General features: G+C 66.5%; 19 protein-coding genes and 1 pseudogene. 9 read left to right on the top strand and 11 right to left on the bottom strand.

The window, feature by feature from the left end; all coding sequences use genetic code 11:
* Positions 1 to 82: 82 nt before the first annotated feature.
* Positions 83 to 400, top strand: coding sequence for a hypothetical protein (locus P9A17_RS06335; RefSeq protein ID WP_278038623.1), 318 nt, complete (start codon positions 83 to 85; stop codon positions 398 to 400).
* On the opposite strand, the gene P9A17_RS06330 is transcribed toward P9A17_RS06335, so the two are convergent.
* The gene (locus tag P9A17_RS06330; protein ID WP_278037727.1) at positions 397 to 948 is read right to left on the bottom strand and encodes a nucleotidyltransferase family protein; all 552 of its coding nucleotides are present in this window, start codon (positions 946 to 948) and stop codon (positions 397 to 399) included. The two genes, P9A17_RS06335 and P9A17_RS06330, sit on opposite strands and share 4 nt — an antisense overlap.
* 224 nt (positions 949 to 1,172) lie before the next feature.
* On the opposite strand from P9A17_RS06330, the gene P9A17_RS06325 reads away from it, so the two are divergent.
* A complete protein-coding gene (locus P9A17_RS06325) occupies positions 1,173 to 1,601 on the top strand; it encodes an STAS domain-containing protein (protein WP_278037726.1) in 429 nt (142 codons plus the stop codon).
* On the opposite strand, the gene P9A17_RS06320 is transcribed toward P9A17_RS06325, so the two are convergent.
* Positions 1,572 to 2,357, bottom strand: a complete 786-nt coding sequence (locus P9A17_RS06320) for an RNA polymerase sigma factor SigF (RefSeq protein ID WP_278037725.1) — start codon at positions 2,355 to 2,357, stop codon at positions 1,572 to 1,574. The genes P9A17_RS06325 and P9A17_RS06320 overlap by 30 nt on opposite strands.
* Positions 2,354 to 2,788, bottom strand: a complete 435-nt coding sequence (locus tag P9A17_RS06315) for an ATP-binding protein (protein ID WP_278037724.1) — start codon at positions 2,786 to 2,788, stop codon at positions 2,354 to 2,356. The genes P9A17_RS06320 and P9A17_RS06315 overlap by 4 nt, the downstream gene beginning before the upstream one ends.
* Before the next feature lie 121 nt (positions 2,789 to 2,909).
* Here P9A17_RS06315 and P9A17_RS06310 point away from each other — a divergent pair, with 121 nt between their 5' ends.
* Positions 2,910 to 3,038 (top strand): hypothetical protein, encoded by a 129-nt coding sequence (locus P9A17_RS06310; protein WP_278037723.1) that lies wholly within the window; start codon positions 2,910 to 2,912, stop codon positions 3,036 to 3,038.
* 256 nt (positions 3,039 to 3,294) lie between these two features.
* Complete coding sequence (locus P9A17_RS06305) at positions 3,295 to 3,531, top strand: CsbD family protein (RefSeq protein WP_278037722.1); 237 nt, start codon at positions 3,295 to 3,297, stop codon at positions 3,529 to 3,531.
* Between the two features lie 68 nt (positions 3,532 to 3,599).
* Here P9A17_RS06305 and P9A17_RS06300 read toward each other — a convergent pair.
* The 3 genes and pseudogenes from P9A17_RS06300 to P9A17_RS06290 form a co-directional block, all read right to left on the bottom strand.
* Positions 3,600 to 4,496 (bottom strand): annotated as a pseudogene (locus tag P9A17_RS06300) (hypothetical protein).
* Between the two features lie 115 nt (positions 4,497 to 4,611).
* Positions 4,612 to 4,920, bottom strand: a complete 309-nt coding sequence (gene usfY, locus P9A17_RS06295) for a protein UsfY (protein WP_278037721.1) — start codon at positions 4,918 to 4,920, stop codon at positions 4,612 to 4,614.
* Between the two features lie 32 nt (positions 4,921 to 4,952).
* Positions 4,953 to 5,330, bottom strand: coding sequence for a hypothetical protein (locus P9A17_RS06290; RefSeq protein ID WP_278037720.1), 378 nt, complete (start codon positions 5,328 to 5,330; stop codon positions 4,953 to 4,955).
* A 111-nt stretch (positions 5,331 to 5,441) separates the two neighbouring features.
* On the opposite strand from P9A17_RS06290, the gene P9A17_RS06285 reads away from it, so the two are divergent.
* Positions 5,442 to 6,005, top strand: coding sequence for a restriction endonuclease (locus P9A17_RS06285; protein ID WP_278037719.1), 564 nt, complete (start codon positions 5,442 to 5,444; stop codon positions 6,003 to 6,005).
* On the opposite strand, the gene lat is transcribed toward P9A17_RS06285, so the two are convergent.
* Together lat and P9A17_RS06275 are read right to left on the bottom strand one after the other, a co-directional pair.
* Positions 5,983 to 7,332 carry an L-lysine 6-transaminase gene (lat, locus tag P9A17_RS06280; RefSeq protein ID WP_278037718.1) on the bottom strand — a complete coding sequence of 450 codons (1,350 nt, stop codon included), beginning with the start codon at positions 7,330 to 7,332 and terminating at the stop codon, positions 5,983 to 5,985. The genes P9A17_RS06285 and lat overlap by 23 nt on opposite strands.
* A gap of 49 nt (positions 7,333 to 7,381) precedes the next feature.
* The gene (locus tag P9A17_RS06275; RefSeq protein WP_278037717.1) at positions 7,382 to 7,861 is read right to left on the bottom strand and encodes an Lrp/AsnC family transcriptional regulator; all 480 of its coding nucleotides are present in this window, start codon (positions 7,859 to 7,861) and stop codon (positions 7,382 to 7,384) included.
* 23 nt (positions 7,862 to 7,884) lie between these two features.
* Here P9A17_RS06275 and P9A17_RS06270 point away from each other — a divergent pair, with 23 nt between their 5' ends.
* The 3 genes from P9A17_RS06270 to P9A17_RS06260 all read left to right on the top strand — a co-directional run bounded on the left by P9A17_RS06270 (position 7,885) and on the right by P9A17_RS06260 (position 11,556).
* A complete protein-coding gene (locus tag P9A17_RS06270) occupies positions 7,885 to 9,111 on the top strand; it encodes a VOC family protein (RefSeq protein ID WP_278037716.1) in 1,227 nt (408 codons plus the stop codon).
* The gene (locus tag P9A17_RS06265) at positions 9,108 to 10,649 is read left to right on the top strand and encodes an aldehyde dehydrogenase family protein (protein WP_278037715.1); all 1,542 of its coding nucleotides are present in this window, start codon (positions 9,108 to 9,110) and stop codon (positions 10,647 to 10,649) included. The genes P9A17_RS06270 and P9A17_RS06265 overlap by 4 nt, the downstream gene beginning before the upstream one ends.
* A 97-nt stretch (positions 10,650 to 10,746) precedes the next feature.
* Positions 10,747 to 11,556 carry an SDR family NAD(P)-dependent oxidoreductase gene (locus P9A17_RS06260; RefSeq protein ID WP_278037714.1) on the top strand — a complete coding sequence of 270 codons (810 nt, stop codon included), beginning with the start codon at positions 10,747 to 10,749 and terminating at the stop codon, positions 11,554 to 11,556.
* Between the two features lie 75 nt (positions 11,557 to 11,631).
* Here P9A17_RS06260 and P9A17_RS06255 read toward each other — a convergent pair whose 3' ends face one another.
* Positions 11,632 to 13,008, bottom strand: coding sequence for a cytochrome P450 (locus P9A17_RS06255; protein WP_278037713.1), 1,377 nt, complete (start codon positions 13,006 to 13,008; stop codon positions 11,632 to 11,634).
* Positions 13,009 to 13,057: 49 nt separating this feature from the next.
* Here P9A17_RS06255 and P9A17_RS06250 point away from each other — a divergent pair, with 49 nt between their 5' ends.
* Complete coding sequence (locus P9A17_RS06250) at positions 13,058 to 13,705, top strand: TetR/AcrR family transcriptional regulator (protein WP_278037712.1); 648 nt, start codon at positions 13,058 to 13,060, stop codon at positions 13,703 to 13,705.
* A gap of 1 nt (position 13,706) precedes the next feature.
* Here the strand turns inward: P9A17_RS06250 and P9A17_RS06245 are convergent, their stop codons facing one another.
* Together P9A17_RS06245 and P9A17_RS06240 are read right to left on the bottom strand one after the other, a co-directional pair.
* Positions 13,707 to 14,054: a heme-binding protein gene (locus P9A17_RS06245; RefSeq protein WP_278037711.1), complete on the bottom strand. Its 348-nt coding sequence runs from the start codon at positions 14,052 to 14,054 to the stop codon at positions 13,707 to 13,709.
* 20 nt (positions 14,055 to 14,074) lie between these two features.
* Positions 14,075 to 14,401, bottom strand: a complete 327-nt coding sequence (locus tag P9A17_RS06240; protein ID WP_278037710.1) for a heme-binding protein — start codon at positions 14,399 to 14,401, stop codon at positions 14,075 to 14,077.
* Positions 14,402 to 14,407 lie beyond the last annotated feature (6 nt).

Raw genomic sequence — 14,407 nt, 5'->3', positions numbered from 1 at the left:
AGGGGTGAACGGCCCCGTTTTCCGCGGCGACGCCGCGGAGGGCGGGGCCGATCCCGTTCCCGGCACGTGGCAAGCTGGCCGGGTGGAGCCCGTCGAGATCAACGCCGGCGCCTGGTATCTGCGCGCATTGCGTGCCGATGACCGCGTCGACGACCGGCCCGCACTGGGCGAACTCGGCGAGCAGAGGCTTGACTACGTGGAAACCTCTGCCGCGCACTGGGATTCAGAGACACTGTTCACCTGGGCGGTCTGCGAGCCCACGACGGGTGAGCTGCTCGCCGAAGTGACGCTCGACCCCGCGACGCGGGTCGTCGCGACACGGGCGCGACCCGGCCACGACGACGCGGCCGCCACCGGGGCCGACGCCGTCGCCCGCTTCGCCGACGCGATGCTCGGCTAGGGGCGCTCGTCGATATCGCGACCGGTCCCCAGGTCCGCACATTCGACGTCGACGACGTCGGGACGCCCTCGCAGAAATGGGCCCGCTCCGTCGTCACCCGTCAGGACGCCCAGAAGCTCCGGCCAGTGCCTGCGTGCCAGCACCACCGGATGACCCGGACGCCCGTCATAGCGCGCACGAGCGAGCCCCGACTCCGCCTCCGTCGCCGCGCTCAAGACCCGCCGCACGGCGGCCGCGCCCACGTCAGGGGTATCGACAGTCGTCAGTACGACGAACTCCGCGGACCCGTCGGCCGCCAGAATGCCGGTGCGCACCGACGCGCTGATACCGTCCGCCCAGTTGTCTGCGACCACCGCCCGCGACCCCGCAGGCACGTCGACCACGGCAGCCCCGAGCACCACCACGACGTCACGGCAGCCGCCGTCGCGCAGCGCGGCGACACTCATCCGCAACCACCGGCCCTCCTCGGCAAGCACCTTCGGCATGCCGAAGCGTTTCCCCCCGCCCGCCGCGAGAACTATGCCGGTAGCCCAAAGCTCCTGTGCCACAATAACTTCAGCGCACCTTCCCGATGATTTTGACGCCGGCGACAACTCCGTGCTGAGTGTTTGTTAATAACCTCTCACATTCGTTGTCCCTGGCCACGGCAAGAGCGTATGGTTCGTGCAGGGTTGAAATCGCAGCCTTCTGCAACGCCCGCGCTGGCTTTGAGACCTAGGGCCCACCTTGGCGTGAACCGCAGCACGAATACGCACTCTCGAATGGAGTCACCGTGCCTCACGTCCCCCCGTCTGACCGACCGCCAGACCGCTTTGTCTGCCGCACGGCCTACTTCGAGACCGCCTGGCCCCAGTCCGCGACCGCCGTCGTGAAAGCTCACGGTGAGCTCGACGCGGCCAACGGCATCACGTTCGTCAACTACGCGCTGCGCCACAGCGCCACGACAAACTGGCTCGTCGTCGACCTGTCGGGGCTGAGCTTCTTCTCAACGGCCGGCTTCTCGGCGCTCCACACGCTGAACGTGCGGTGCGTCGGTGAGGACATCCGGTGGGCAGTCGTGCCCGGCAAGGCCGTCAGGCGCGTGCTGAAAATCTGCGACCCTGATTCGGCGTTGCCGATCTGCGCCGACATCTCCGACGCGCTGACAGCGGTTCAGCAGGAACCGCCGCAGTCATTCCAGCTGATCCCGCAGACGAGCTAGCGACTTCGCGAGCAGTCGCGACACGTGCATCTGCGAGATGCCGACCCGCTCGGCGATCTGTGTCTGCGTCATCGATTCGAAAAACCGCAACACGAGTACCGTGCGTTCCCGCTCGGGTAGCTGCGCCAGCAGCGGTCGCAGGGCTTCGCGGTTTTCGATCTGATCGAGGGTGAGGTCGACGTCGCCCAGCGTGTCGGCGATCGCGGGAGCCTCCTCGCTGCCGCTGCCGCCGCTGTCGATGGACAACGTGTTGTACGAGCTTCCAGCGACGAGACCTTCGACCACCTCGTCGCGATCCATCTCCAGTTCGGCGGCCAGCTCGGTGGCGGTCGGCGCACGACCCAGACGCTGCGACAGCTCGGCCGTCGCGGCACCCAGACGCAAATGCAGCTCCTTGAGGCGGCGCGGAACCTTCACCGACCAGCTGTTGTCGCGGAAATGGCGGCGAACCTCGCCCATGATGGTCGGCACCGCGAACGAGACGAAGTCCGAACCGGCCGTCACATCGAAGCGGATGACCGCGTTCACCAGACCCACCCGCGCGACCTGAACCAGATCGTCGCGGGGCTCGCCGCGGCCGTCGAAGCGGCGGGCGATGTGGTCGGCCAGCGGAAGGCAACGCTCGACAATGCGGTCGCGCTGACGCTGGAACTTCGCCGACCCCTCCTCGAGTTTGGCCAACTCGCGGAACATGTCGGCAACGTCGGAGTATTCAGAACTCGACCGTGACGAGCCCTTCGACGACGGCCGCGTCACTGCAACGAACTCGCTCGCCTTGTCGTCATGGAGATGCCGAAGACCTCGCCGTCCCCGGCCGACTGGCCATCAGAAAATGTGGTGACCTCATCGGTCAGGGAGCTCAGGACGTGCCAGCTGAAGCTGCCCGGCGCGAGGATGTCCGTGCTGTCGCACGTGGTCGAGGCGTGCACAACGAGTGCCTCGGGTTGCGGATCGACGACGACGAGGAGCGTCGACTCCGGCACCGCCGACCTGATCAGCCGCGTGCAGGCCTCGTCGACGGCGAGCCTGAGGTCGGCGACGGCGTCGAAATCGAGATCCTCGAACGTGCCGACTGCGGCCACCAGGGTGCGCAGCACCGCCAAATTCTCCAACGTAGCCGCAACTCGGAGCTCTACCGACTGCGGGCTATGACGTTGTCCATTGCTGTGGCTCGCGACATCGGCCATGTGACCTCCCGGAAACTTCCAAGCGAGATTACCCCAGGCTGTGTCCCCACTATCCATGGGCGCTCCGGGCATTGACGAGTGCATTTGTTAGTGACCATTCCGACCCGGGTAACCCGACAGAATGAACCAGAACATCAAGCCGCTGCGCCGGATTCTGGTGATCGCCGTAAGCATTCTTGCGGCCCTCATCCTGATAGGCGTCGCCATCTACGCCGGCGCTTTCCTCATCCTCGCGCCGATCATGCAATGACGCAGCCTGCAGTGTCAGTCTGTTCATGGTGCGTGGTTCATACCCCGTGACCCGTGAGGACCAAACCGGGTGAGCTGCGTACGCCATGGCACGCGGCGTACCCGTGACGGCCCTGGACAAACCCAGGGAAAACCGTTGCTACCGAGTCGTTATCGGGTGAGACGACAGTCACCCGTTTAGCGGCTTCGGCGCCCGGGAAGCCTCGGTGTGGCTCAAGAACTGGGCTTCCAATATCCACCCACCAACGGAGGCAGATATGAGCGACAAGGACAGTGGCCCCGAGGCCGGCATCAAGGGCGTCGTCGAAGACGTGAAGGGCAAGGCCAAGGAAGCGGTCGGTACCGTCACAGGTAACGACGACTTGGCGCAAGAGGGCGAGGCTCAGCAGGACAAGGCCGACGCGCAGCGCGACGTCGCCAAGAAGGAAGGCGAAGCCGAAGCTGCCCGTGCCGCTGCGGAAGCCGCCGAGGCACGCCAGAAGGCTGCCGAGTAGGACTTCCCGTGATGGGCCCGACCAGGAGACTGGTTGGGCCCATTGCTATTTCGGCTTCGGGTTAAGCGTTATGCGCCGATGTTGCGCTGACGGCGGTTGCGTCGGCGGGTTTGCGGCCGTGGACGCAATCTGGGCGTGTAGCCGCGACGCGCGAACGCCTCACCGACCCGCGACAGCACGAAGGCTGCCGAATGCTCCTTCACCACTTTGATGGTGATCCAGCCGCAGCGATCGATGAATTCCGAGCGCCCGATGTCATAGACATAGGTCCCGCGATCCTCGCTGTGGTGTGACCCCTCATATTCGAGGCCGACCATTGGCGCGTCATAACCCATGTCGAGGTGCGCCCGTCCTCCGCCCACCCCGATTTGTGTCCGCACCGGGTCGAGCCAGGTATTGACTAGAAGCAGGCGTAACTATGACTCTTTCGGTGACTGTGCGCCGCCGTCAGTCAGAGCCAGAGATTCGATCGCCCGGCGGATACCCCTGGCAGCCGGATAGCGCCGCGCGAGAAGCAGCGCATCGACGGCCTCGACCTCAGTGGCATTCGCGAGGGCATCCAACCGCGCCACAGCCTGATTGCGCGGCAGATGTCTGGCGAGATCGAAAGCGGTCCGTTCTGGTGTTGTCACCAGCACGCCGCCAACCTCGACGACCTCGTCGCCGTCGAGACGTTCGTTGCGCACGACAATTCCGGGTGGCGGACGGCCGCAGCGGTAGATCATCTCGATCTGTGTTTCGGCGCTCACCCACCGGGCGCCGTGCAGCGCCGATGCGGCCGCGCCGGCGATGACGCCAGCCCGACGGGACCAGAGCCAAGCCCCGATCGTGCGATCGCGCAATGTCGGTACGGCTTTCGCGTCGATATAGACATCGGGAAAGATTCGCTGGTAATTCCATCGAAGCGCCGACCGCGTCAACAGCCCCGACGCGAGTGCCTCACTTGCGATGAAAACCCTTCCCATGCAGCGATCGTCGGCACGGGATCCGACAGGTTGGGCCGTTGCGCGCCCAAACTGCGCTCAGGGCTGTGGATAACGATCCTCCCGCAGCCCTCAGCGCAATCTCGGCGCCAACCCCTCAGCTGTTGGGGTGCTGCCGGTACGACCCGGGATGATCTGCGTACCAACGCTGTTCGAGACGGCGCACGCGCTGATGCTCGACGATCAACCACCCTCCCCCGAACACGAGGCCGGCCAGCGCGATCGCGCCGAACATGAGACCGACACCGTGATGGGAAGTGGCGAACGCCGACAGCGCCGCGACGAAACTGACCAGCGACAGACCGATCACCACGAGCCCCGGCATGATCTTGTTGTCCTTTATCGACTCACCGGCGTGCGGGCGTGTCGTACGCACGTGATCGACAGGATCTTGGGGACCCTTCATGCGGTACTCCTTAGAACTACCCCTCCAGTGTGCTACTGACCGGGTAGTGAAGGAAGGGCCAAAACGGTGCACAGCACCGCAAGCACGAGCAGGCTCCAACCTGCGGCCTGCCAGGCCAACCACGCATTCTGCTCGTTCTTGACGCGCATGCCACGGACGAGCGACCACACGCCGCCCGCCAACAGAATCGCCGGTGATCCGAGCGCCAGCATCGCCTGTTCCGGGACCCCGCAGCCGACCGCCTGAGCGAGCGAGCCGGTGCACGTGCCGTTCCACATGTCGGCCACGAGCAGGAACACCAGACCTACCGCCGCCAGACCCAGTCCGGTGCGGGCGGCCTCGCGCACTCCGGCGTCGATGCCGCCGCCGTGGCGGCGCAACTCACGGGTCTGGTGAGACAGGTCGGCCATCGTGTGGTCTCCGTTTTCGCGAAAAGAAGCCGGTGCTTCGATTTGCGGGGAGTTCCCGTCACGCTTTCGAGATAAACCTGTGATGTCGGTACGCCCGCTTAGGATGCGGCCGTGACAACGCTGAGGTGGAAGCTCTACATGGCCCTTGGCATCGCGGCTGGGGCCACCGTGTATCTCGCCGGATCCCACGTCGTGCTGAGCCTGGTCGCTGCGTTGCTGATCCCGGTTCTCGTGATGGCCGCGCCCCGTTTCCTGCGCGCCGCCATCGTAGGCGCCGCGACGCCCGGCGCGCATGAGCGACCAGCCGATGCCGACATGTCGGGCCTGGAGTTCGAGGACTACGTCGCCCGAATCGCCCGCACGTGCGGGGTGCCGGTGATCATGACCCCGCTCAGCGGTGACTGGGGTGTCGATCTGATCGTCGGTCACCGGCCCCATCGATTGGCGGTCCAGTGCAAACGACTGTCCCGGCCGGTCGGCGCAAGCGCCGTGCAGGAAGTCGTCGCGGGCGCGCCGATGCAGGACTGCACCCGAACCATGGTCGTCACGAACCACGAATTCACCCCAGCGGCAAGAAAACTCGCCGAACTGCACGGCTGTGAACTCGTCGGCGGCGCGGACCTACCGCGCCTGCGGTCGACGATCCGTCGGCTCACCCAGTCTGCAGCGTCCTGAGGACCGCACGCACCGCCACGAGCGCCGCGTCGATCTCGGCGCGCGACACCGTCAGCGCCGGCCGGAACCGGACACTGTCCGCTCCGCACCCGAGCATGATCACGCCACATTCCCACAGCCCCGCGACGAGCTCGTCGCGCTGGGCCGCCGACGGCATGCTGAACGCGCACATCACCCCGCGGCCGCGGACATCGCGCACCAATCCGGGGAACTCACTTGCCAATTCGCCGAGGCCGTCGAGCAAGTAGCCGCCGACATCCGCCGCGTGATCGAAAAGTCCGTCGGCCTCGATGATCTCGAGGATTCGCCGGGACCGGACCATGTCGACCAGGTTGCCGCCCCACGTCGAGTTGATCCGTGAGCTGACGGAGAACACGTTGTCGGCGATCTCGTCGACGCGGCCCCCGGCCATCACACCGCACACCTGCGTCTTCTTGCCGAACGCGACAACATCCGGCTGAACACCCAATTGCTGGTAGGCCCAGGCAGTTCCGGTGATCCCACACCCGGTCTGAACCTCGTCGAAGATCAGCAGCGCGTCGAACTCGTCGCACAGGTCGCGCATCGAAGCGAAGAACTGCGGGCGGAAGTGCCGGTCGCCGCCCTCCCCCTGGATCGGCTCGGCGATGAAGCACGCGATGTCGTGCGGATGAGCGACGAACGCCGCGCGGGCCTGACGCAGCGACTCGGCTTCCAGCGCGTCGATGTCGGCGCCCGCACGAAGGTAGGGAGCGTCGATCCTCGGCCAGTCGAATTTCGGGAAGCGCGCCACCTTGTTCGGGTCGGTGTTCGTCAGCGACATCGTGTAGCCGCTGCGACCATGGAACGCGCCGCGCAGATGAAGCACCTTGGTGCCCAGCGCAGGATCGACGCCCTTGGATTCGTTGAGGCGGCTCTTCCAGTCGAACGCGACCTTGAGCGCGTTTTCGACGGCGAGCGCACCGCCGTCGACGAAGAACAGGTGGGGCAGCTTCGGGTCGCCGAGGACGCGAGCGAACGTCGCGACGAATCGGGCCATCGGGACGCTGTAGACGTCGGAGTTGCTTGGCTTGTTCACTGCCGCCGCAGCAAGCTCTGCGCGGAATTCGTCGTCGTCGGCGAGGCCCGGGTGGTTCATCCCCAGCGCGGACGACGCGAAGAAGGTGAACATGTCGAGGTAGCCCCGGCCCGACCGCGCGTCTATCAGGTAGGACCCGTGCGACCGGTCGATGTCGAGGACCAGGTCGAGCCCGTCGGCCAGGATGCTGCGGGCCAGTACGCCGCGCACGTCGGCGGGGGCCACGGACGTCGTGGCGACATGGCGTGTTTCCGGAAGAACAGCGGTCATACCGCCGAGCTTAACGGAATATTTATGCTCAGTCGACCTTGAACAAGAACTATTCCGGTATGTATCGGCGATCGCTGTAAAATTTATGTAGGATGATCGTGCTTCGCGTCTTCACGTCGGCCGCGGTGCGGATCTTCTGCAGCAGGCCTTCCAGCGCCCGCGCCGACTCGACGTGGACCAGCAGGACGTAGCTGTCCTCACCGGCGACGGAGTAGCACGCCTCGATTTCGGGGATGTGCTCCAGCCTCGCGGGTGCATCATCGGGTTGAGAGGGATCGAGAGGAGTGATGGCGACGAACGCCGACAGCATGCTGCCGACGGCATCCGGGTCAATACGGGCCGCGTACCCGCTGACGACTCCGCGTGCCTCCAGGCGCCGCACCCTCGACTGCACCGCCGACACCGATAGCCCCGCCGTGGCCGCCAGATGCGCCAGCGTGGCCCGCCCGTCGGCGACGAGCTCGCGCGCCAGCACCCGGTCGATCTCGTCGAGCGGCGCGTGCGACTGGGGTTCGACGGGCTCGGTCATGGCCGCACTGTATCGGAGGGTTCGTGGGTAGTTCTGTTGAAACCTGGCAATTGCGGGCGCAATTCGCCGCCGGACTGTCGAGCATGTACGGCGCCGAGGTACCGGCCTACCACACGCTCGTGGAAGTCAGCGGTCTCGTCAACGCCGAGTACGCCTCGTCGCATGCACAACGGCTCGGATCGCTGGAGCGCGTCACCGCCGAACGCCACGGCGCGATCCGTGTCGGCAACGTCCGTGAGCTGACACAGGTCGCCGACCTGTTCTCCGCATTCGGCATGCACCCTGTCGGCTACTACGATCTGCGCGAGGCCGCCTCCCCCGTGCCCGTGGTCTCCACCGCGTTCCGGCCCACCGACCAGAATGAGCTGGCGCGCAATCCCTTTCGCGTCTTCACCTCGATGCTCGCATCCGCCGACGAACGGTTCTTCAGTTCAGACCTGCGCTCCCGGGTCGACACGTTCATCAGCAGCCGCGAACTGTTCGACCCGTCGCTGATCGCCCAGGCACGTCGGATCGCCGCATCGGGCGGATGCTCAGACACCGAGGCGAGCGACTTCGTCGCATCCGCGGTCTCGGCGTTCGCGCTGTCCCGCGAGCCGATCGATCACCGCTGGTACGAAGAACTCTCGGCGGTGTCCGCCGTCGCCGCCGACATCGCCGGTGTCACGTCGACACACATCAACCATCTGACCCCGCGCGTCCTCGACATCGACGCACTGCAGCGCCGTATGACGGAACGCGGAATCACAATGATCGACCACATCCAGGGCCCGCCGCGGATCGATGGGCCGCAGGTGTTGTTGCGGCAGACGTCGTTTCGGGCGCTGGCCGAACCCCGGCGTTTCCGGCAGTCGGACGGCGCAGTCACGGACGGAACGCTGCGGGTGCGCTTCGGCGAGGTCGAGCAGCGCGGGGTGGCACTGACCCCGCTGGGACGTCAGCGCTACGACCTGGCAATGGCCTCTCCCGACCCCGCCGCAGCGTGGCAACAGCACTTTCCGCCCACCGACGTGGAGATGGCAACCGCCGGGCTGGCCTACTACGTGGGCGGAGATCCGACGAAACCCGTTGTCTATGAAGACTTCCTGCCGGCCTCGGCGGCCGGGATCTTCCGTTCCAACCTCGATACCGACGCCGCGGTGTCTTCCGGAACCGACGAGACCCATTACAACCTCGAGTGGATGGCCGGCCAGATCGGACATCACATTCACGACCCCTACGACCTCTACGAGAAAGTCGCATGCTCATGACCACCGTGCTGTCCTCCCCGCTGCCCACCGCCGACGCCCTGCGCTCACGCGTCCGCGACGCCTTATCCGCCGTCGGCGCCACCGTCACGTTGGGTGAACCCGGCGACCATGGCCTGCCCGCCAGTACACCGATCACCGGTGACGTGCTGTTCACTGTGCCCGCGTCGACGGTCGCCGACACCGATGCCGCGATCGAGGCAGCCTCCGCGGCCTTTTCGACGTGGCGGACGGTTCCGGCACCGGTGCGTGGCGCGCTGGTCGCGCGGTTGGGCCAGCTGCTCGTCGAGCACAAGGCGGCGCTCGCCTCGCTGGTCACGATCGAGGCAGGCAAGATCAACTCCGAGGCACTGGGCGAGGTGCAGGAGATGATCGACATCTGCGAGTTCGCCGTGGGCCTGTCCCGCCAGCTGTATGGCAAGACGATCGCGTCGGAGCGACCCGGTCACCGGCTGATGGAGACGTGGCACCCGCTCGGGGTCGTCGGCGTCATCACCGCGTTCAACTTTCCTGTCGCCGTGTGGGCCTGGAATACCGCGGTCGCGTTGGTGTGCGGCGACACGGTGGTGTGGAAGCCCTCCGAGCTGACGCCGCTGACCGCGGTCGCCTGCCAGGCCTTGATCGAGCGTGCGTGTGCCGATGTCGGGGCACCTGCTGAGGTTTCGCGGCTGGTGCTCGGTGAGCGCGAGGTCGGCGAGAAGCTGGTCGACGACCCGCGGGTCGCGTTGGTGTCGGCGACCGGGTCGGTGCGGATGGGCCGCGAGGTGGGACCGCGGGTGGCTGCCCGGTTCGGACGTTCCCTGTTGGAACTGGGCGGGAACAACGGCGCCATCGTGACACCGGCCGCCGATCTCGACCTCGCGGTACGCGGCATCGTGTTCTCCGCGGCGGGCACTGCCGGCCAGCGGTGCACGACGCTGCGGCGGCTGATCGTGCATAAGTCGATCGCCGACGAGCTGGTGTCGCGGATCGTCGCGGCCTACGAGCAGCTGCCGGTCGGCGATCCTTTCGGCGACGGCACGTTGGTCGGTCCGCTGATCCACGAACGGTCCTACCGGGACATGGTGGGCGCGTTACAGCAGGCCGAGGCTGAGGGCGGCTCGGTGACCGGCGGACACCGGGTCGACGTGGACGCGGAAGGGTTCTACGTGACACCCGCGGTCGTCCGGATGCCGGCGCAGAGCGCGGTCGTGCATCAAGAGACGTTCGCGCCGATCCTCTACGTGCTGACCTATGAAACCCTGGACGAGGCCATTGCACTCAACAATGCTGTGCCTCAGGGTCTTTCGTCATCGATCTTCACGCTGGACGTCCGCGAGGCCGAACGCTTCCTGGCGGCCGACGGTTCGGACTGTGGCATCGCCAACGTGAACATCGGCACGTCGGGCGCCGAGATCGGCGGCGCGTTCGGCGGCGAGAAGGAGACCGGTGGCGGCCGCGAGTCCGGGTCGGATTCGTGGAAGGCGTACATGCGGCGCGCGACGAACACGGTGAACTACTCGTCGGAGCTGCCGCTGGCCCAGGGCGTCCACTTCGGCTGAGTCGGTTGCCGGCCTGCACCGCGAGCGCGCGGGTTTGCCCGGCGACACGCGGCAACCCACGTACATTTTGGGCGCGCTCGCCGCGCAGAATCGGACCATGGAGTTACAGGGCAAGACAGCGATCGTCACCGGCGCGGCATCGGGTATCGGCGCGGCGCTGGCCGCCGAACTGGCATCCCACGGCGTCAGTGTCGTCGTCGGCGATCTCGACGACGCCGGAGCGCACACCACCGCAGCTTCCATCCGGGATGCGGGCGGCAACGCAGCCGCGTTGCGCGCCGACGCCTCCGACGTCGGCGACATCGAGGCCCTCATCACGCTGGCGACCCGCGAGTTCGCGCCCGTCGACATCTACGTCGCCAACGCCGGCGTCATCGGAAAGCCCGGCCTCGGAACGGAATCCGACTGGGACATCATCCTCGACGTGAACCTGCGCGCACACATCCGGGCGGCTCGGCTGCTCGTTCCCCACTGGCAGTCGCAGGGATCCGGGCATTTCGTGTCGGTGGCGTCGGCGGCTGGTCTGCTGACACAGTTGGGTGCGGCCGGGTACGCGGTGAGCAAGCATGCCGCGGTCGGCTTTGCCGAGTGGCTCGCCATCACCTACGGCGACGACGGCATCGGGGTCAGCTGCGTGTGCCCGTTGGGCGTGGAAACGCCGCTGCTGCAGACGATCCGAGGGATCGACGATCCGGATGCGAAGCTCGGGGCGTCGTCGATCGAGCAGTCGGCAAACGTGCTCAGCGCGGCCGATGTGGCAACGACGACCGTCGAGGCGATCCAGGCGGACCGCTTCATGGTCCTGCCGCACGCCGAACTGCTCGAGATGTACCGCCACAAGGGCGGTGACTACGACCGTTGGGTCAGCGGGATGCGGCGGTATCAGCGGGCACTGCGGGCGCTTTGAAAGGCGGCGAGGGCGCGCAAAATGCCGGAGGGCGCGGCGCGGCGGCGTGCAGACACGCGCGCTCGCGGTGCAAAGCTACCGATGCATCAAGGTGAGGTGGAAGTCCTTGGGCATCAACGTGAGTCGCTGCGCGACCTGCAGCCGATAGTCGGGGTCCGGGACGAACTCATAGCGCCGGATGAGCACAGCCAGCAGCAGGATTGCTTCGTGGAGCGCGAACTGCCGCCCGATACAGGAGCGCGGGCCGGTGCCGAACGGCTTGTACAGCCCGGCCGGGCGGGCCTTGACCTGTTCTGGCGCGAAACGATCGGGATCGAAGACGGCGGTGTCCCCGCCCCAGCGCGGATCGCGGTGCAGCGACAGCGTCAACGCCAGCACCCAGTCTCCCTTGCGCATCGGATGCACGCCGGCGAGCACGGTGTCCTCACGCGCCTCCCGGTAGTAGCCCGGCACCGTGGGCTGCAACCGCAAGGCCTCGTCGAAGATCCGTCGCACATACCGTAATTTCGCGATCATCTCGAAGGCCGGCCGATCCTCGACACCCCATACCTCGGCGACCTCGGCGCGCGCCTTCTCCGCGACCTCAGGATGCCGCGACAGGTAATACAACGCGAAAGACAAGGCGCCGGAGGTGGTTTCATGTCCGGCGACCAGGAAGTTGATCAGCTGGTAGCGAATGTTTTCTCGATCGAGGTCCGAGGTCAGCATCAGCTCGAGGAGGTCGTCATGGCGTCCCAGGCCCTGGCGGACCCGGTCGGCGATGATCTCGTCGGCGATGGCGTGCATCTTCGCAGCGTGCTGCCGCACCGGCCGTTCCGCCCGTCGCGCAACGTATTTCGGCAGAAATGTCTGCCGATACACCCCGACTTTGTCCGAACCCCGCAGACCCGCCACCATGTGCTCGACGAAGGGATGGGTCTCCTCGGAGGCGAAACATCCGAACGGATGGCCGGCCGCGCACCGTCCGATCGTCTCAAGCGTCACCCGCGTCGTGTCGGCCGAAACGTCGACGACCTCACCGGTGAGGGCCCGCGCATCCCAGCGCGCGACCAGCTCGTCGGCGACATCGAACATGATGGAGTGATAGCGCCGCATCGCCTGCTGGCTGAACGCGGGCATCAGCACGTCGTGCGCTTTCTGCCAGTTGGGCTCGTCGTTGTATGCCGTGAACAGTCCGTCGCCGCCCAGCAGGCGCAGCGCGTCGATGTCGGGGCCAACATGCTTGCAGAAGCGACTTTCGTCGCTCAGCTCGGCTACCGCCTCCGCGCCCGCGGCGACCACCCAGCGGGCACCGAGAAAACGGAACTCGAACACCGGACCGAGGCCCGCGAGATCTGACGACGGTTGCGAGAGAATGTCCGGGCTGATGCCGAGCACATCGCCCAGCACAGGCAGTCGACGCGGCGGATGGGGCAATTCCGGAAACGACCGCCGGTCGTCCACAATGGCCATATCACCAAGCCTCCGCCGCTGTTATACATGTGTCAACTAGTATCGTGCCATGGCTGAGGCGCGCCGCAGGCTCTCCCCCGATGACCGCCGCAACGAACTGCTGGCGCTCGGTGCCGACGTGTTCGGCCAACGACCCTACGACGAGGTGCGGATCGACGAGATCGCCGAGCGCGCCGGAGTTTCCCGCGCCCTGATGTACCACTACTTCCCGGATAAGCGGGCGTTCTTCGCGGCCGTCGTCCGCGCCGAGGGCGAGCGGCTGTTCGAGGCGACGAACACCCCGCCACTACCCGGGCAGACCCTGTTCGGTCAGGTCCGCGCCGGCGTCCTGGCATATCTGCAGTACGACGAGCATCACCCGCACGGCGCCTGGGCGGCCTACATGGGGATGGGCCGATCCGACCCGGTGCTACGCGGGATCGACGACATCGACAACGACCGGCAGGCCAATCGCATCATCGACCGCATCACCCATGAGGTCGGCGACATCGACTCCAAAGTGGAACGGGACCTGCGGGCCACCGTCTACGGGTGGCTGGCGTTCACGTTCGAGATGTGCCGCCAACGGCTGATCGACTCGTCACTGGACGCCGACTTCATCGCAGACCTCTGCGCGCACGGATTGATGGACGCGATCGGCCGGGTGCCGGGGATTCCCGCGGTGCTCGCGGAAGCGGTGGCGCTCGGCCAACGCTGAATCACACCGGCGGCTGCAGGTGATGGCAGCGATGCCGGAAGTCGGTCAACGGCTGCCGGATACCCCGCAACTCGGCCGCGATCTGCGGATTCGCGTCGGCGTATTCGGTCACCGCCGCCTCCTTCTCGTCAGGACCCATATCGAGAAGCGACGTGAAGAACTCGTTGACCGGTGGATGCGTGAACAAATATGCCGACGTGGCAGCGCTGACGCCGGTCGCGATGCCGGCAAGGTCGGCCGCCGTGCAATTCGGCGCCGGCTGAGCCTGCGCGGGGATGGCGACGGCGAGCAGGACACCACCGCTGCCGAGGGCTGCGGCGACCGAGCGCCGTACGAAATGGGAACGCACACCCGAATGGTAGGCCGCCGTCAGCCGCAGCGGTTCCGGAAGTCCTTCATCGGCTGGCGAATCCCCTGAAGTTCCGCGCCCACTTGAGGGTTGGCAGTCATGAAGGCTTCGAGTGCTGCGCGACGCTCCTCGGGTGATTTCCCCTTCAGGGTGGAGAAGAAGTCATTGACCGGCGGGTGGGTGAACAGGTACGCCGACGTCGCCGCCATGACGCCGGTCATCACACCGGTGAGGTCGGCCGACGAGCAGTTCGGTGGAGCAGGCGGCTGGGCATGTGCCGCGGCGGGGCCGAGTGCGATGACACCCGCGAGGGCCGCCCCCGCAAGGACCAGTGAACGAAACGCCATGTGGTT

It is taken from the genome of Mycobacterium sp. 236(2023) (genome assembly GCF_029623955.1).
GTDB lineage: Bacteria > Actinomycetota > Actinomycetes > Mycobacteriales > Mycobacteriaceae > Mycobacterium.
This window is presented reverse-complemented; position numbering and strand designations above follow the sequence as displayed.